The following is a 16,078-nucleotide window of genomic DNA, read 5'->3' as shown; positions in this document are numbered from 1 at the left end:
GCTAATTGGAAGTGCGTTTCTAATTTAAACGGTTGTTTAGCGCGTCCCGGCGCGCGGCTCCAGCGCTTCCGAGCAAGGGCGAAGCGGTTTAGACAACGGCCATGACCCAAGCGATCCTCAAGGCCCCCACTCTAAAGGCAGGTGTTGTCGGCGCCGGCGTGTTCGGCGGCTATCACGCCAAGAAGTATGTCGAGCTGCCCGGCGTCGAGTTGGTGGGCGTGTTCGACATTGATCTGGAGCGCGCGAGGGTCCTGGCCGAGCCTCTGGGCGCGACCGCCTATGACGACATGGCCGCCTTCCTGGCTGCCGTCGACGTGGTCACCGTCGCCACCCCGGCCGTCCACCATGCCAAGGCGGCGCTGGCGGCGCTTAAGGCGGGCAAGCCGGTCTATTGCGAAAAGCCTCTGGCCGTGACGCCCGAAGACGGCGACGCCCTGGTCGCCGCCGCCATGAAGGCCGGCGTGCCCCTGGCCTGTGGCCATCAGGAGCGGGTGGTCTTCCAGGCCATGGGCCTGCTTGATATTCCCGAACAGCCGCTGCGCCTGGAAGCCGTGCGTCGCGGCACGCCGTCGGACCGTAATCTCGACGTCTCGGTGGTGCTGGACCTGATGATCCACGACATCGACCTGGCCCTGGCCCTGTGCGAAGCCCAGCCGATGACCGTGGACGGCGAGGGGGCCATCACCCGCTCGGAATCGCTCGATTGGGTGAAGGTCGAGGCCATGTTCGAGAACGGCTTCATCGCCGTGTTCGACTCCTCGCGCGTCGCCGAGGCCCGCGAGCGGACCATGAAGGTCGTCTACCCCTCCGGCGAGGTCGAGATCGACTTCCTGGCCCGCACCTTCCGCAACACCACCCCGTTTCCGCTGATCGAGGACTTCACCGAAACCTCGGCCGGCAAGGACCCCCTAGGCCAAAGCGTCGCCGGCTTCCTGGCCGCCGTGCGCGGCGAGAGCCCGCGTCCGGTGGTGACCGGGGAAGAGGCAGCGCGGGCGCTGGACTTGGCGTTGGCGGTGGAGTGGGCGGCAGGGGGCTGAGTTTCAGCGCGTTGCGCCGCCCGTGTCCGATTAGCCCGACTGTGGATGTCCGATTTCTAGAGCGGTCTAACGGGCCGCATTCCACCCTTTGTGGACGCCCGGCGGGTCCGCGCCTCAGGGCGGGTGTTCACCGAGAACGACACTCGCTCGTCGTGGCGATTTGAGCGTCCGAGATCCCTGCGCCTGCGGGTATCACCTCGCGTCGAGCATTTTCTCGGCCTTTTCGAGCACCAGATCCCGATCGGAGGATCGGCCGTCCAGGGTCACGGGGATGCTGGGCTCAACGCCCCTCGCCTCCAGCCGCCGCCCGCTTGCCCCGAGTAAATCGTTGATCGGAATTTCCAACCGCCCGCCGTCCGGCAGCGGGAAAAATTCGGCCTCGAGCACAGCGCCTTGCGTCTTCTCCCCGACGACAAGGCCGCGCTTGTAGTGCAGGACCGCATCGGAGAGCACTTCGGCGGCGCTCGCCGTGCCGGACCCGACCAGCAAGGCCAGCGGCCCGTTGTACGCCGCGCCCCGCGACCTGGCGTTCAGGGGCGTCTTGCCACTTGCCACGCGATAGCCGATGGCAAGATCGCGATCGAACAAGACACCGGCCAACAGCCTCAGCTCGTCTGTCGGTCCGCCGGCGTTCTGGCGAAGGTCGAGGATGACCGGTCCATCGCCGGCGGTGCGGAGATTGCCCACCACCCAGCTGACACTGTCATGGTCGAAGCGATCGAAACGGAGATATAGCCCGCCGCGATTGAGGCGGCGCGCCTCGCGCTCGGGCCCGCCCGGCTTGACCGTAAAGCGAAAGTCTACCTGCTGCGGCGCAAGTTGCGCGACCTCAAAGCGACCTTCGAAGTGGGCGAACACATCACGCGGCGGATCAAGACGCATTTGGAGCAGGAGCGCCCCCGGACCAATGCCGGCTTTCTGTACAGGGGAGCCGGGCTCCACGCTGGTGACATGCAGACCCTTGGCGTCGGGCGTGAAGGTAAACCCAATGCCTCGCCAGGGCGTCTCGCCGGCCGCATTCCATTGATTTGACTAAATATATGCATCTCAGTGAGTCTTCGGCCGCGATGGCGAGATTAAAGGGCCGGGACCTTTCAAGTCCATGTCCTAGATGGTGTTTGAGAATTTCCGAGACCTACGAGATCGGTCGAGTCCCGGATTCCATCAGTTGTTGAACAAAGTCAGAGGTTTATTCGGGACTTGGCGCTGACAAAGGCTGTTTGGTCCTTCGCTGGAAGTGACCTTCCGCTACGCAAGCGGACCTGATCGAAAACCGTGGAGAAGGGGGCCGCCTCCAAGCCTGAAGCATGGTCTAGCCTCGTTACCCTTGCGTCTCCTGCGCCAACCGGCGCCTTTCCCCCGCCCCACGGGACGCCATGTTCAGTCCCTCGATGAGGGCCGAGAAGGCCATGGCAACGTAGATGTAACCCTTGGGGACATGCACGCCGAAACCGTCGGCGATCAATGTGGCGCCGATCATCAGCAGGAACCCCAGCGCGAGCATCACAACGGTCGGGTTCTTGTGGATGAAGTTGGACAGCGGGTCGGCGGCCAAGAGCATGACGAGAACCGCGAACACCACCGCAATCACCATCACCGGCACATGATCGGTCATGCCAACGGCGGTCAAAATCGAGTCGACTGAGAACACTAGGTCGAGCAGGAGGATCTGGACGATCGCGGCCCCAAACCCCACCGCCACGACGCGGCCCTTATTGAGCGGGCCCGGCGCTGGCTTGGTATCGACGCTATTGTGAATTTCAGTCGTCGCCTTCCAGATCAGAAACAGGCCGCCCACGATCAGGATGAGGTCGCGCCAGGAGAAGATAAGCTCCCAAGCCGGTTCGCCGTGCTCATTGGCAGGGCCCTGCCAGGGGAGCGCGAAAACTGGGGCGGTCAGGCCGACAATGAAGGCCAGGGTGGAAAGCAAGGCCAACCGCATGATCAAGGCCAGCGCGATCCCGATCCGGCGCGCCTTTGCGCGTTGTTCCACGGGGAGCTTGTTGGACAGGATCGAGATGAAGACGAGATTGTCGATCCCCAAAATCACCTCCATGACGATGAGGGTGACAAGGGCAGCCCAGACCGTGGGGTCCGAGGCCAAGGCCATGAGAGCTACCATTTTTAGGCGTTCCAGTTCGTCAGTCTGCTGTCGGTTTGCGAAAGTTCGCGGGTCGTGATCGGTCGATCGAAAGGGTCGGTTTGCCCCGCCGGGCGTCCTGCTCTTAGAAAGTCATTGTCTCCAGAGCCACGCCGCCGCTGTGGCGCACAAAGCGATCCCCGCCGTCAGGTTGAAGGGAAACGTCACGGCCAGGGACGAGGTTATATAGATCCCGGTATCGGCCTGCGGGGCGGCCAGGCGCATCGCCGCTGGGACGGCGATGTAGGAGGCGGATGCGGCCAGGATCGCCAGCAGCGCCCCATCCCCGACCGACAAACCGGCCACCCGTGCGATGGCAAGGGTCAGGAGCGCCAACGCCACGGGAAACACCAAGGCAAATCCGAGCAAGGTAGGCGTTAGTTTGCCGCCCCCAGCCATCAACCGGCGTGCCGCGACCAGTCCGATGTCAAGCAGGAAGAAGCACAGGGCGCCTTGAAACAGAGGCCCGACAAACAGATCGAGCTTGGCCATGCCGACCGGGCCTGACGCCAGGCCGATGATAAAACTGCCCAGCAGCATGACCGTCGCGGCGCCGAAGAACACCTCACTCAAAATGGCTCGCCCGCGCCCAGGGCTCTTGTCGGCAGCGCCATTCAGCAGCAGCAGCGCCGTGAGGATAGCGGGCGTTTCCATCAGCGCGAGCACCGCGGCCATGTAGCCGCCGGGCGCCATGCCAAGAACGGTCAGGTAATCACGGCCCGCCGCGAAGGTGACGACCGAGACCGAACCATAGGTCGCTGCCTGCGCGCAGAGGGTCGCGCGGTCGAGGCGCGTTACACGTTTTAGGATCGCGTAGACCAAAAGCGGCATCGCAGCGCTTAAGGCGACGCCTATTATGGCGGCTACGATGAAGTCGACGTGAAGGCCTGCCGTCCTGGCCTCTGCGCCGCCTTTGAAGCCGATGCACAGCATCAGGTAGAGCGAAGTGGCCTTGGCGACGGGCTCCGGCACGACCAAGTCGGATCGCGCGAACGCCGCCACAGCGCCGAGAAAGAAGAACAGAATTGCCGGCGAAGTCAGGAGCGCGAGGCCGGGCGCGAAATCGAGCATAGGTCACCAGGAGGACTGAAGGCGGCGCTGTGTGGCCTCGACCTGAGCCTCAATCCAGTTTATTCGGGTGATGATTGTCATAAAGAATGATTATGAATGCCTCGCATAGCGAACCTCGACATCACGCTCCTGCGCGCCTTCATCACCGTTGTGGAGACGGGCAGCTTCACCAAAGCTGCGGCCTTATTGGGACGAACCCAACCGGCGGTCAGCCTGCAGATCCGCCGCCTGGAAGGCCTGCTTCGCGCGCCCCTGATCGATCGCGCCGGGAACGGCGCCGGCCTAACCGTTGAAGGCGCCGGACTTTTGCCGCAGGCTCGGCGGCTGCTTCGACTGAACGACGAGATCGTGGCCAGCCTTGGCGAGGGCGACCTCGAAGGCGAGGTGCGGTTCGGCGCACCCGAGGACATCGCCACCCTGCACTTGCCCTCTATTTTGGGCGCCTTCGCGCGCAGCCATCCGCGCATCACGCTGGCGGTGACGGCGGATTACACCGCCAACCTGCTCGACCAGCTCTCGCGCGGACAACTCGACCTGGCGCTGATCAAGCGGGAACCGGTGGGCCCGGAGCTTGGCGTTCGCGTCTGGCGTGAGCCCCTCGTCTGGGTAGCCCTGGACGTCGCCGTCCTTGAGGCCTCCCCACTCCCGCTGATCATCGCGCCCGCGCCCGACATCTACCGCAAGCGCGCGCTCGCGGCCCTGCAGGAGGCGGATATCCCGTTTCGCGCTGCATTCACCTCGCCCAGCCTTGCGGGCCAGATGGCGGCCTTGCGCGCGGGCCTCGGTGTCGGCATCTTGCCCGGAGCCATGGCGCCGCGCGACCTTGTGGTGATCGGCGATCCGCTGCCGGTCCTCGCGGACAGCGAAATTGCCCTGGTGACGGCCCGGGGCGCAGCCGAGGGTCCGGCGGGTCTGCTAGCCCACGAAGTGCTCCGCGCTCTGGAGCGCGGGCCGGCGGTAAGCTGAGGGGCTTTCATAAGCACGGGTTATCGGCCGTCTCGTCCCTTGTCATTGGCAATGCCATGTCGCGGTCGCCATCTTGACCATGCGGACCGGGCCCCTCTGGCGATCATCGTGATCGTGATGTCGGACCGCATCGGGTGCGCTCGATGACGGGGTCCGGTTTTCCCTCCTCCGAAAACCGGCGCCTGGCGTCGACCGCGCTCTCTTCGAGAAGGAATGGCTGTATGTCCATCATACTCGTTCGCCTCCTCGGGCGCTTCCAGGCGGCGCTGAAGTCCCTGACCGTCCGGTGGGCGCGCCGCGTCCGGACGCGAAGGTTTCTCGCTCACAGGCGATCGCGGCTCGAAGCGCTGCCTGCGCCCGGCGCCGTGATTGCGCCCCTTGGGCTCACCCTTGCGCCGGTGAAGTCCAGCCGCCGATAGCCGATTCCAGCAGCCAGAGAGGACGACAGTGCTTGCTACCTTCCTTGTCATCGTTACGGCGCTGTTCGGTAGTGCCTTCCTGTATCTCGGCTATCGCGAGAACGAGAACCAAAGTGCCAATCAGAAAGATCGCAAGGCAGCAGCGAAACGGGAACGGCGGGCCTTGTACAAGTACAAGGAAAAGAACGGACTTGCAGATGAGGACGACGTTCGGATTGGAAATCACCGCGCTTGGCTGGCTCTAAACGCCGAGGCCAACGTCTTGCGGGTTATGAGCTACCGCCCGGCGAAGAAGTGACCTTGGTGAGCGACAAAGAGATTTCCTTGGACTCGATTATGGAACTAGCTCTTCGCAGAGACAGCAAGGAAATCCACTTCACTCGGACCGTCACAACCCCAATTGCAGTTGAAAAGAAAAAAACGCGATTGGCCGCGGCGTCGTGGGCTTAGCGGTCGCGGGACCTGTTGGACTAGAGCATTTTCCGATAAGTGTGAAACGGTTATCGGATCGAAAAATGCTCTAAACTTATGATTTAGAGCCCTTTTCGCCCGACCCTGATGAAGCCATCAGGTCGGAAAGGGCTCTAGCGCTGGGTGCAGCATCCGAAATAGCGCCCCCTAGCAAAATTGTAGAGCACACCACCAAAGTGAAGGACACCAAGATGGTCGATGGACCTCCGACCCTCGTGTTTGGACTTTGCGATCCAGACGCACCGCCTATGAAGCTGGAATTCCAGAACGGGAAGCTAGCTAAGAAGTGGTTGTACCGGATCAAGGCGATGATGGACTAAGCATAAGGCGCGGCTCGTCCTCTTTCAGTTAAGGGAAGGTCCGCCACCCACCCTTCTCTGTCCCTCGCCCGACAGCTTATTCCGAGCGCCAATACAGAAAGAATGAACCTTTCACCGTAATAGCGCGCATGGCCGCGCCCCCGATTACTCGCTGTGTGCAGCAATTTTGCCGAGGCAGCGCTGCCATTTTAGGACGACCGTTATGCCTTTCAACGATATCTTGCTACAGATCGACAGCTATCCGGAGGCCACTTCTGTTGAAGCGATAGATCAAGCCGCCAGATTTACGGCTGCCGTAGGCGGTCTGCTGACTGGGCTCGCTGTCGAGATCGACATCCGCGCGCCCAAAAACGCGCTGGCCGACTACCTTATCGGGTTGGGCCGTTTGGCTGAGGACGAGGAACAAAAGAGCCGTCAGTCTTGCAAAGCTGCGCTTGAGATATTCTCTGCCAAAGCCCGCGAAATGGGCGTCTTTGGCGCCGCTCTGCACGGCAAGGCGAACATGGATTGCGTCGGCGAGTTTGTCGCCAAGGCTGCCCGGACGCGCGACCTGTGTCTCGTGCCGGTTGCTGACGGGGCTGATGGACAGCGTTCAGTAGCCGAGGCTGTCGTGTTCGGCTCTGGACGTCCTGTGCTGCTGTTCCGTCCGGGGGCCGCAAACCTCCTCGACGAGGGGCTCAGCGCTGTGGTGCTGGCTTGGGATGGCAGTCGATCGGCGGCGCGCGCGATGGCGAACGCACTACCGGTCATGCTGAAAGCCAGGGAAGTGCGAGTGCTGACCGTCGTCGGCGAGAAGTCTGACGCCCGATCCGGCCTTGGTGGTGACGCCGTCCGACACCTGCAGGCTCATGGCGTGAACGCTGTGCCGCACGAGGTGGAAGCCGGCGGCCGACGCATAGGCCAGGTGCTGGAGGATTATGCCTCAGACTGTCGCTCGGACCTGCTGGTGATGGGGGCCTACGGTCGGTCTCGCGTGAGAGAGTTCATACTCGGCGGTGCGACGGAGCACATGCTGCGAGATCCGAAGGTTCCGTTGTTCCTTGCTCACTAGGACAGGGTCCGGCATCGTCCCGCCTGTTGCGGCAGGGGTAATGACCGGGCGCATCCCTAGGACGGAGACGAGCTGATCATCTCGGCATCCTCACGTCGCGCCAGCCTGCATGGCAGGGCACATCCCGCGTGCATCGAGATCCGTGTCCATAATATCGGGCAAATCTTTCACACGCTCGACCCCCTCCCATTTCGCGAGCGCGACCTCGATGCAGGGGTAGAGCAGTTCATTGTCCGCTGGGCGGGCGAGATGGCCAGGCGACATCCGGTCTCGATTGTTATCCACCTGCCACCTTCTGAGACGCTGCGCCCGGACGCACTGTTGATCGAGGACGCAATCCGGAGCTTTTTTGCGTATCGCGCCGAGGTGTTCGGATGGGAGCTTCGAGAGCTTTTCCGAACTGGCAGAGCGACCTTGGCCATCGGGCTGGTCGTTCTTGCTGCGTGCATTTTGATCGGACAACTGGCCGAGGGTCTTCTGGGCGCCGGCTACTTGGGCCGCTTTTTCGATGAAGGTCTCATCATCCTGGGATGGGTCGCAAACTGGCGGGCTCTAGAAACATTCCTCTACGACTGGTGGCCGATCGTCCGACGACGACGTCTCTATCGCCGCTTGGCGTTGAGCAACGTATCGGTCGTCGCCACGCCTCTGGCGGACTAGAAGACTAGGATGATCACGTCGAAACGTCCGCTTTCCACCCTTCTGAGAAGTTGGCGACGTCCACTTGTCGGCGCCAGTGCCCTGGCGTTGCCTAACCAGCTGTGCGGCGCTGGTCGCCCAAGTTGCTTGCGTCTTCTAGGCTCACTGATTGGCTCTCCATCAGAACTACTAAACAGCGCAGCCGGGGCTGGGTCCTCGTCGTCAGCCGAGACGGCACGACACAAGCGCTCAAAACACGTTCGGGGGTTGGCTCATCTGTCCTCAAAGGAAAGAAGAGCCCCCGGACGCTCCGCGACCCTTCCCACCAGCTCGGCGGTTTTCCGCGTGAGGTCGCGAGGCCATGCCCGGAGCCAAGAGGGTTCGATCATGCGCCATGCGGGTGTCCATCGCGAACCACTCGCAATGAAATCGACCTTCGAGCGCCTCTCGAGGGCAAAAACTCGGCGTCAAACCCTTCCGTCGGCCCGCCGCGTGGGCTAATCCCACCACTCTTCATTCTAAAGGGCGTGCGCCATGACCAGGAAACCCGACGGAAGCTGGGATAAGTCCAAACTGCCGAGCCGGCACGTGACTGAGGGTCCGGCCCGTGCGCCGCACCGCTCCTACTATTACGCCATGGGTCTTGGCACCCGCGAGATCGCCCAGCCGTTCGTCGGCGTCGCCTCGTGCTGGAACGAGGCCGCGCCGTGCAACACCGCCCTGATGCGTCAGGCCCATGCGGTGTCCAAGGGCGTCAAGGCGGCCGGCGGCACGCCGCGCGAGTTCTGCACCATCACCGTCACCGACGGCATCGCCATGGGTCACGAGGGCATGCGCTCTTCCCTGGTCAGCCGCGACGTGATTGCCGACTCGGTGGAACTGACCATGCGCGGCCACGGCTATGACGCCCTGGTCGGCGTCGCCGGCTGCGACAAGAGCCTGCCGGGCATGATGATGGCCATGCTGCGCCTCAACGTGCCCAGCGTGTTCCTGTACGGCGGCTCGATCCTGCCCGGCCGCTGGCAAGGCAAGGACGTCACCGTGGTCGACGTCTTCGAGGGCGTCGGCATGCACTCGGCCGGCAAGATGACGCTGGAAGACCTGTGCGACCTGGAAACCCACGCCTGTCCGTCGGACGGCGCGTGCGGCGGCCAGTTCACCGCCAACACCATGGCCTGCGTCTCCGAAGCCATCGGCCTGGCCCTGCCGCTGTCGGCCTCGCTGCCCGCGCCCTATCTGAGCCGCGACGAATACGCCGTGGCCTCGGGCGAGGCGGTGATGCGGCTGATCGAGACCAATCTGCGGCCGCGCGACCTCTGCACCCGCAAGGCGTTCGAGAACGCCGCCGTCGTGGTGGCGGCCACCGGGGGCTCGACCAATGCCGGCCTGCACCTGCCGGCCATGGCCCATGAGTGCGGCATCTCGTTCACGCTTCGCGACGTGGCCGAGATCTTCCTCCGCACGCCCTACCTGGCTGACCTGAAGCCGGGCGGCCAGTTCGTGGCCAAGGACATGGGCGAGGCCGGCGGCATGCCTGTGCTGCTCAAGACCCTGCTGGAAGGCGGTTTCATCCACGGCGACTGCATGACGGTGACCGGCAAGACCATGGCTGAGAACCTGAAAGACGTGAAATGGCGTGACGACCAGGTGGTGATCCGCCCGGTCTCCAATCCTCTGTCGCCGACCGGCGGCGTGGTGGGGCTGTGGGGCTCGCTGGCTCCCGATGGCGCCATCGTTAAGGTGGCCGGCATGACCTCGCACCGCAGCCATCGCGGTCCGGCACGCTGCTTCGAGGGCGAGGACGCCTGTTTCGACGCCGTCGCGGCCGGCGATTATCAGGACGGCGACGTCCTGGTCATCCGCTACGAAGGCCCCAAGGGCGGTCCGGGCATGCGCGAGATGCTGTCGACCACGGCGGCCCTGGCCGGTCAGGGACGTGGCGACAAGGTGGCCCTGGTCACCGACGGCCGTTTCTCGGGCGGCACGCGCGGCCTGTGCATCGGCCATATCGGTCCGGAAGCCCAGGCCGGCGGCCCCATCGCTCTCGTCGAGGATGGCGACATCATCAATATCGACGCCGACGCCGGCACCATCGATCTGGAAGTCGCGCCCGAGGAACTGGCCCGCCGCAAGGCCGCCTGGGCTCCGCGCAAGACCAACTACAACTCCGGCGCCATCTGGAAATTCGCCCAGCTGGTGGGTCCGGCTCACCTGGGAGCGACCACCCATCCGGGCGCGGATGGCGAGACGCACATCTACGCGGATCTGTAAAGCTTGATGGCTGGAGGGCCGCGGCCTTCCAGTCAGTCCCGCCTGCGCTTCTCGATGAGGAACGCCTGCTCGTTGGCCCTCTCGAACTCGCTCGCGGGCACGATGCGGCGATCCAGGTCCAGCGGGCCCGGTTCGAGCACGGAGGGCTGGGGTTCCGGCGCGGCGGCGCGTGGCCGGGTCATCTTGAAGTCGGCGACGCCGGAGATTTGGACAAGAACGGCGGCGGCTTCCTCTTGGCTGACGGCGCCGTCGCGATTGGCGTCGGCCAGCGAAAGCGTCAGGCGCGGGGGCTGGGCGGCGGCGGGCGTGGCCAGGATCAGGGCCAGCGACGCGATGGCGATCTGTTTCATGAGGCAATCTCCCGATGAGGGCCGTCAGCTTACGCCCTCACATTGAGCATGCAAGGCGCCGCTAGTCGTCCAGATCAAAGGGCAGCTCGTCCTGTCTGGCCCCGGGCTCGCGCTTGGTCTTGGACACGGGCTTGTAGCTCGGCGTCAGCGGCGGCGAGGGATCGATCTCCCACGGCGGCTCGTCCAGATCGAAACTGGGCTCGTCATCCTCGTCTTCGAAGACCTCCTCGACCGCGAGGACCGGGGCAGGCGTCGGCGCTGGCCGGGGAGGCTCATGCCTCGGCGGAGGCGCGGGGGCCGGCGGCGGTTCCGGCGGGGGCGGCGCCGCCTTTACGACGGGGGCCGGACGCGGCGCCAGCGGCCGGCGTACGATGGCCTCGCAGCGGGCCAGCCAGCGGTTGGCCTCCTGCATGGCGTCGGCCGGCGAGCGGCTTTCGCGGCGCTGCTCGTCGCCGGGGACCCACAGGTCGAGATCGAAGTCGGGATGGCGTGGATCGTCGAATACCAGGCGCAGGGTGACGGTGTGCACCGATTGCGGCGCGACCTGATCGACCGCTCGCCGGTTCTCGCCCCGGAACACCCGGCCGACCACTTGGCCATCGACCAGCAGCTCGGCGCCCATCAGCTCATCGATGCGATAGATCAGGCACCAGGCCCCGCTGTCCCAGGCGACGGCGGCCAAGCCTGTGGCGAAGGAAAAGCCCGCGCCCCGACCTCGGCCACGAGCCAGGATCAGCACTTCGGGATCGCCCCTCAGGACATGGCGCAGGGCGCGGCGGATGCGTCGGTCCTCGTCCATGAACCAGATGGCCGCGCTGCCCAGGAACGTCACCGCCGAGCCAGCGATAGCGACAAACAGCAGAAGGCGGGCGAGGTCGCTCATGGCTTACGAGGCTAGACGCTGTCCGGGATTCGCGACAGGGGGCGCGGGCTAGGGCCAGGCGATCTGGGCGCAGGACCCGTCGCTGTCGTCGGCGAGGCTCAATTGCAGGCGCGGTCGTTTGCGGTCGTTGGAGGTGGAGATCAGTGCGACGGTCGTCTTGCCGCCGAGCGTCGCGCAGTGGGTTTCCTGGCGGAACGATCCGCCGCCGTCGCGTGAGCCGGGACCGCTGTCAAAGAGCTTTCCGACCCGGCCCTCGGCGGCGAGGACTCCCAGAACCATGACGCGAAGCTGATCGGGATTGCCCAGCCCCACGCGCATATAACAGCCCGGACCGTTCTTCTCGGACAGCTCGACCCGCCCAGCGCCCGTCATCCGATATGCGCCGGTTTTCTTGTCCAGTCGGATGAAGTGATTGGGGACCTGAGTGAGGCCCACGCCCTTTTGCCGGGCCAGCAGACATCCGTGAACGAGTGCGTAGCGAGCTGACTCCGTCGGTGAGGCCAGAGCGGAATAGGGTGGTGAAGGGCTGGGCGCTGGATGATTGGGGGGGCCCTCTGCGGCGGCGATCAGAAGCAAGGCCAGCAGCATGTGAGCACCTTGAGGGGTGAGGGCTTGCTCACACAATCATGAGGCGCAGCGTCCGTCTACAGGTTCAGCTCGGCGACCACCGGAACGTGATCCGATGGCTTTTCCTTGTCGCGTTCGTCGCGGTGGATGACCACATCGACCAGCCGGTCGCTGGCCTGGGGCGACAGCAGCAGATGGTCGATGCGGATGCCCAGGTTTCGCGGCCAGGCGCCGGCCTGATAGTCCCAGAAGGTATAGCCGCCCGGCGCGCCGTCGACCTGCATATAGGCGTCGGTGAGGCCCAGGTTCTTCAGGGCCCGGAACGCGCCCCGACTCTCGGGCTGGAACAGGGCGTCGCCCAGCCAGGCCTCGGGATTGTGGACGTCCTCGTCCTCGGGGATGACGTTATAATCGCCCAGTATGACCAGGGGCTCCTCAAGGGCCAGCAGGGTCTTGGCGTGGGCGTGCAGGCGACGCATCCAGGCCAGCTTGTAGTCGAACTTCTCGGTGCCGAGCGGATTGCCGTTGGGCAGATAGATGCCGCAGACCCGGACTGGCGTCGGCGCGGCGATCACGGCCTCGATATAGCGCGCCTGCTCATCGACCCCGTCCTCGTGCAGGAAGGGCAGGCCGCGCCGAACGTCCTCCAACGGGTGCTTGGAGAGCAGGGCGACGCCGTTATAGGTCTTCTGGCCGTGCACGGCGACATTGTAGCCAAGCCGTTCGAAGGCCTCGGTCGGGAACTTCTCGTCGATGCACTTGATTTCCTGCAGAACGGCGACGTCCGGAGCCTGCGCCTCGAACCAGGCCAGCACCCCTTCCAGGCGAGCATTGACGGAATTCACGTTCCAGGTGGCGATACGCATTGACGGCTCCAGGCGGCGCGCGGAAGGCTAGGGCGCATGACGACCACGCTCAAGCCAGGCTTCAAGATTTCAGACAAGGGACAGCAGGTGCTGCTGGTCCTGATCACGCTCGTCTGGTCGGCGGCGGCGGTGATCGGGGCCATCCTGGCGGTGTTCTCTCCGCTTGTCTTCGACGGTCCGGGCAATCTGGCCAACCCCGTAGCCTGGCTGGGCTTCGTGCTGGGCGCGCTGTTCTGGGCGGTCTGCATGCTGGCCCCGCTGGTTGGCTGGATGCAATGGCGCAAGGGCAAGCGCACCGAAGCCTGGGCCGCCATGGCCGCGCCGGCCGCCTGGGCGGCTCTGACCCTGACCGTCCTGCAATTTGTTCCCTCGTAGGGCCAGTGGCCCTGCGACGACTATAGCGGCGCGCCTTCTCGTCGACGAACCGGCGTCCACTTCGTCGGAAAGCGCGCGCTAGATCGAGAAGCTGACGCCGCAGCCGCAGCTGGACTTGGCGTTGGGGTTGCGAACCTTGAACTCCGCCCCGGCCAGCTCATCGACGAAATCGATCTCCGAGCCCTTCAGCAGGACCAGGGACATCTCGTCGACCAGGGCCGCAGCCCCGTCACGTTCGATCCGCAGGTCATCGGCCTCTGCGGTCTCGACCAGGTCGAAGCGGTACTGGAAACCCGAGCATCCGCCGCCATCTACCGCGACGCGCAGCATGACGGGCCGCCCTTCGGTCTGCCCGATGGCGTGAATGCGGCGCGCGGCGTTGGTGGAAAGGGTTACGGTTATGTCGGTCATGGCTGTGGAAAACTCATCCTTGACCTATATGAGGATATCGACGCTCCAACGGAAGGGGCGAAAGTCCAGATGCGGTCCAAGAGCTGTTCATGACGTCTTCTCCTTACCTTGTCGCGCGCGCTCCCTATGCCGAGGATCCGGCCAAGTCGCGCGGACGCCGGTTCAAGGAAGATGAGAGCCGCACCCGCACGCCCTTCGCCCGCGACCGCGACCGGATCATCCACACCTCGGCCTTTCGCCGTTTGAAGGAAAAGACCCAGGTCTTCGTGGCGCATGAGGGCGACAATTTTCGCACGCGCCTGACCCATTCGCTGGAAGTGGCCCAGGTGGCCCGCTCGCTGGCGACGGCTCTGGGGCTCGACTCCGACCTCGCCGAGACCATCGCCCTGGGTCACGACATCGGCCATCCGCCGTTTGGCCATGCGGGCGAGGACGAGCTGCAAGACAAGATGAAGCCCTATGGCGGCTTCGACCACAACGTCCAGACCTTCCGCGTCGTAACCGAGCTGGAGCACCGCTATCCCGACTTCCTGGGCCTGAACCTGACCTGGGAAACGCTGGAAGGCATCATCAAGCACAACGGCCCTGTGACCGAGAAGCTGGGCAAGCCTTCGTGGAAGGCCATCTCCAAGTACGACAACGACTATAATCTGGGCCTGGGCACCTGGGCCTCGGCGGAAGCCCAGGTCGCGGCCCTGGCCGACGATATCGCCTACAACAACCACGACGTCGACGACGGCGTCGAGGCCGGCCTGTTCAATCTGGACGAACTGCTCGACGTGCCGCTGATCGGACCGATCCTGTTCGCGGTGAAAAGCGAGCGTCCTGATCTCGACACCCGCTTGACCCGCCTGGAAGCCGTGCGCCGGATGATCGGGGCCATGGTCGATGACGTCATGGGCGAAACCCTGCAGCGCGCCGCCGCCACCGGTGTCCAGACCCCGGACGCGGTGAGGGCGCTGGATCACGCCCTGGTCGCCTTCTCGCCGGACATGGCCGAAGATCTGGCCCGTCTGCGGCAGTTCCTGCACGCCCGCATGTATCGCCACTGGCGCGTCAACCGCACGCGCAGTCAGGCGCGTCGCATTCTGGCCGAGATGTTCAGCTTGTTTCTGGCCGAGCCGGATGTTCTGCCAAGCGTCTGGTTCGAGAAGTCGCAGAACCGCGACGAGGCCGGGCGTGCGCGGGTGGTCTGCGACTACATCGCGGGCATGACCGACCGGTTCGCGATCGAGGAACACAGGAAGCTGTTCCAGCTCGACGTCTGGAACTAGGGTCCGTCGACGAATGCTCTCGGTTTTTGGGGAGCGAAGGACGTTTCCTTGCAACCGTGACGGCGCAGGCGGTTATGGCTGAGCTGTCCCTTCGGTAAACTATGTTCGCGCACGTGTGATTCGGCGGGCCGAGCCGCGTGCGTCGTCTTCTGGAGCCTAATTGCGATGTCCGATCCCCACCGCGGCGCCTATACGCCGCCGACCGATGCGCCGCTGTCTTTCGATGCGCGTCAGCCGGTGCGCGGTTCCCGCCCTCTGCCCATGACCCTGATCATCAGCGCGGTTGTGCTGATGACGCTCGTCGTGGCGGTGGTGATGATCTATCGCGGCGGCGTGCGCGGCCCCAACGAGCCGCCGCGCACGGTGGGCTCGCAGGTCGCCGAGATGAAGACCCCGCCGCCCGCCGGCAGCCAGCCGACCGATCCGGCTTCGGGTCTGCAGATCTATAAGAACGAAGAAAACCAGCCGTCGCCGACCTATGCCGCCCAGCCGGAGACGCCGTTGCCGCGTCCGACCGCGCCGGTCGACGCCAAGCCGCTCCGACCCGCCGCCCTGCCGGCCGCAGCCAAGCCCGCCGCCGCCAAGCCGGCTCCAGTTCCGACGATCGAGACCCTCGCCACCGCCGCCATCGCGCCCAAGCCCCCCGCGCCCAAGCCCCCCGCGCCCAAGCCGGTGGTGGTCGCTGCGGCGACGACGCCCAAGCCGGCTGCTTCGGCCAGCGGCTCGGCCATGGTCCAGATCGGCGCCCTGTCTTCGCCCGCCCTGGCCGACAAGGCCTGGAGCGACGCCGCGCGTTTGGCCCCTGGCCTGGCTGCGGGCAAGGGCAAGAAGGTTGAGGCGATCGACAAGAACGGCACGACGCTCTACCGCACCTCGGTGACCGGCTTTTCCAGCCGCGAAGCCGCCAAGGCCTTCTGTGATGCGATCTCGGCTGCGGGCAAGTCCTGCTTTGTAAAGTAGGAGCGGG

The 16,078-nt window shown here is 64.8% G+C and carries 17 protein-coding genes; 9 read left to right on the top strand and 8 right to left on the bottom strand.

The annotated features are described in order from the left end of the window. The first annotated feature begins 101 nt into the window (after window positions 1–101). Window positions 102–1,037, top strand: a complete 936-nt coding sequence (locus tag ACP69S_RS06880) for a Gfo/Idh/MocA family protein (protein ID WP_425995832.1) — start codon at window positions 102–104, stop codon at window positions 1,035–1,037. 192 nt (window positions 1,038–1,229) lie between these two features. On the opposite strand, the gene ACP69S_RS06875 is transcribed toward ACP69S_RS06880, so the two are convergent. The 3 genes from ACP69S_RS06875 to ACP69S_RS06865 form a co-directional block, all read right to left on the bottom strand. Further along, window positions 1,230–1,979 (bottom strand): S41 family peptidase, encoded by a 750-nt coding sequence (locus ACP69S_RS06875; RefSeq protein WP_425995831.1) that lies wholly within the window; start codon window positions 1,977–1,979, stop codon window positions 1,230–1,232. A 379-nt stretch (window positions 1,980–2,358) separates the two neighbouring features. Next, window positions 2,359–3,159, bottom strand: coding sequence for a TerC family protein (locus ACP69S_RS06870; RefSeq protein ID WP_425995830.1), 801 nt, complete (start codon window positions 3,157–3,159; stop codon window positions 2,359–2,361). Between the two features lie 111 nt (window positions 3,160–3,270). Beyond that, window positions 3,271–4,248: a sodium-dependent bicarbonate transport family permease gene (locus tag ACP69S_RS06865; protein WP_425995829.1), complete on the bottom strand. Its 978-nt coding sequence runs from the start codon at window positions 4,246–4,248 to the stop codon at window positions 3,271–3,273. A gap of 96 nt (window positions 4,249–4,344) precedes the next feature. Here ACP69S_RS06865 and ACP69S_RS06860 point away from each other — a divergent pair, with 96 nt between their 5' ends. The 5 genes from ACP69S_RS06860 to ilvD all read left to right on the top strand — a co-directional run bounded on the left by ACP69S_RS06860 (window position 4,345) and on the right by ilvD (window position 10,385). Beyond that, entirely contained in the window at window positions 4,345–5,214 is an 870-nt protein-coding gene (locus ACP69S_RS06860) for a LysR substrate-binding domain-containing protein (RefSeq protein ID WP_425995828.1), read from the top strand. A gap of 447 nt (window positions 5,215–5,661) precedes the next feature. Then, window positions 5,662–5,931 (top strand): hypothetical protein, encoded by a 270-nt coding sequence (locus tag ACP69S_RS06855; protein ID WP_425995827.1) that lies wholly within the window; start codon window positions 5,662–5,664, stop codon window positions 5,929–5,931. Between the two features lie 695 nt (window positions 5,932–6,626). After that, complete coding sequence (locus ACP69S_RS06850) at window positions 6,627–7,475, top strand: universal stress protein (RefSeq protein WP_425995826.1); 849 nt, start codon at window positions 6,627–6,629, stop codon at window positions 7,473–7,475. Between the two features lie 249 nt (window positions 7,476–7,724). Next, complete coding sequence (locus tag ACP69S_RS06845; RefSeq protein WP_425995825.1) at window positions 7,725–8,135, top strand: hypothetical protein; 411 nt, start codon at window positions 7,725–7,727, stop codon at window positions 8,133–8,135. Between the two features lie 513 nt (window positions 8,136–8,648). Further along, window positions 8,649–10,385 (top strand): dihydroxy-acid dehydratase, encoded by a 1,737-nt coding sequence (gene ilvD / locus ACP69S_RS06840; RefSeq protein ID WP_425995824.1) that lies wholly within the window; start codon window positions 8,649–8,651, stop codon window positions 10,383–10,385. 32 nt (window positions 10,386–10,417) lie between these two features. Here the strand turns inward: ilvD and ACP69S_RS06835 are convergent, their stop codons facing one another. The 4 genes from ACP69S_RS06835 to xth all read right to left on the bottom strand — a co-directional run bounded on the left by ACP69S_RS06835 (window position 10,418) and on the right by xth (window position 13,051). Continuing rightward, window positions 10,418–10,735, bottom strand: a complete 318-nt coding sequence (locus tag ACP69S_RS06835; protein WP_425995823.1) for a hypothetical protein — start codon at window positions 10,733–10,735, stop codon at window positions 10,418–10,420. A gap of 61 nt (window positions 10,736–10,796) precedes the next feature. Beyond that, the gene (locus ACP69S_RS06830; protein WP_425995822.1) at window positions 10,797–11,618 is read right to left on the bottom strand and encodes a hypothetical protein; all 822 of its coding nucleotides are present in this window, start codon (window positions 11,616–11,618) and stop codon (window positions 10,797–10,799) included. A 48-nt stretch (window positions 11,619–11,666) separates the two neighbouring features. Continuing rightward, complete coding sequence (locus ACP69S_RS06825) at window positions 11,667–12,206, bottom strand: hypothetical protein (RefSeq protein ID WP_425995821.1); 540 nt, start codon at window positions 12,204–12,206, stop codon at window positions 11,667–11,669. Between the two features lie 56 nt (window positions 12,207–12,262). Continuing rightward, the gene (gene xth, locus ACP69S_RS06820; protein WP_425995820.1) at window positions 12,263–13,051 is read right to left on the bottom strand and encodes an exodeoxyribonuclease III; all 789 of its coding nucleotides are present in this window, start codon (window positions 13,049–13,051) and stop codon (window positions 12,263–12,265) included. A gap of 36 nt (window positions 13,052–13,087) precedes the next feature. On the opposite strand from xth, the gene ACP69S_RS06815 reads away from it, so the two are divergent. Further along, window positions 13,088–13,426, top strand: a complete 339-nt coding sequence (locus tag ACP69S_RS06815) for a hypothetical protein (RefSeq protein ID WP_425995819.1) — start codon at window positions 13,088–13,090, stop codon at window positions 13,424–13,426. Between the two features lie 78 nt (window positions 13,427–13,504). On the opposite strand, the gene erpA is transcribed toward ACP69S_RS06815, so the two are convergent. Next, complete coding sequence (erpA, locus tag ACP69S_RS06810) at window positions 13,505–13,837, bottom strand: iron-sulfur cluster insertion protein ErpA (RefSeq protein WP_425995818.1); 333 nt, start codon at window positions 13,835–13,837, stop codon at window positions 13,505–13,507. 89 nt (window positions 13,838–13,926) lie between these two features. Here erpA and ACP69S_RS06805 point away from each other — a divergent pair, with 89 nt between their 5' ends. Beyond that, window positions 13,927–15,111, top strand: a complete 1,185-nt coding sequence (locus ACP69S_RS06805) for a deoxyguanosinetriphosphate triphosphohydrolase (protein WP_425995817.1) — start codon at window positions 13,927–13,929, stop codon at window positions 15,109–15,111. 165 nt (window positions 15,112–15,276) lie between these two features. Further along, on the top strand, window positions 15,277–16,071 hold the full coding sequence (locus tag ACP69S_RS06800; RefSeq protein WP_425995816.1) for an SPOR domain-containing protein: 795 nt from the start codon (window positions 15,277–15,279) through the stop codon (window positions 16,069–16,071). Window positions 16,072–16,078 lie beyond the last annotated feature (7 nt).

It is taken from the genome of Caulobacter sp. DWR1-3-2b1 (genome assembly GCF_049895765.1).
Taxonomy (GTDB): domain Bacteria; phylum Pseudomonadota; class Alphaproteobacteria; order Caulobacterales; family Caulobacteraceae; genus Caulobacter.
This window is presented reverse-complemented; position numbering and strand designations above follow the sequence as displayed.

Bases quoted from the DNA above. Each gene is read 5' to 3' on its own strand.
- ACP69S_RS06865 (WP_425995829.1), bottom strand. From the start codon at position 4,248: ATGCTCGATTTCGCGCCCGGCCTCGCGCTCCTGACTTCGCCGGCAATT.
- ACP69S_RS06815 (WP_425995819.1), top strand. From the start codon at position 13,088: ATGACGACCACGCTCAAGCCAGGCTTCAAGATTTCAGACAAGGGACAG.
- ACP69S_RS06805 (WP_425995817.1), top strand. From the start codon at position 13,927: ATGACGTCTTCTCCTTACCTTGTCGCGCGCGCTCCCTATGCCGAGGAT.
- xth (WP_425995820.1), bottom strand. From the start codon at position 13,051: ATGCGTATCGCCACCTGGAACGTGAATTCCGTCAATGCTCGCCTGGAA.
- erpA (WP_425995818.1), bottom strand. From the start codon at position 13,837: ATGACCGACATAACCGTAACCCTTTCCACCAACGCCGCGCGCCGCATT.
- ACP69S_RS06835 (WP_425995823.1), bottom strand. From the start codon at position 10,735: ATGAAACAGATCGCCATCGCGTCGCTGGCCCTGATCCTGGCCACGCCC.
- ACP69S_RS06880 (WP_425995832.1), top strand. From the start codon at position 102: ATGACCCAAGCGATCCTCAAGGCCCCCACTCTAAAGGCAGGTGTTGTC.
- ACP69S_RS06830 (WP_425995822.1), bottom strand. From the start codon at position 11,618: ATGAGCGACCTCGCCCGCCTTCTGCTGTTTGTCGCTATCGCTGGCTCG.
- ACP69S_RS06850 (WP_425995826.1), top strand. From the start codon at position 6,627: ATGCCTTTCAACGATATCTTGCTACAGATCGACAGCTATCCGGAGGCC.
- ACP69S_RS06860 (WP_425995828.1), top strand. From the start codon at position 4,345: ATGCCTCGCATAGCGAACCTCGACATCACGCTCCTGCGCGCCTTCATC.
- ACP69S_RS06870 (WP_425995830.1), bottom strand. From the start codon at position 3,159: ATGGTAGCTCTCATGGCCTTGGCCTCGGACCCCACGGTCTGGGCTGCC.
- ilvD (WP_425995824.1), top strand. From the start codon at position 8,649: ATGACCAGGAAACCCGACGGAAGCTGGGATAAGTCCAAACTGCCGAGC.
- ACP69S_RS06800 (WP_425995816.1), top strand. From the start codon at position 15,277: ATGTCCGATCCCCACCGCGGCGCCTATACGCCGCCGACCGATGCGCCG.
- ACP69S_RS06825 (WP_425995821.1), bottom strand. From the start codon at position 12,206: ATGCTGCTGGCCTTGCTTCTGATCGCCGCCGCAGAGGGCCCCCCCAAT.
- ACP69S_RS06845 (WP_425995825.1), top strand. From the start codon at position 7,725: ATGGCCAGGCGACATCCGGTCTCGATTGTTATCCACCTGCCACCTTCT.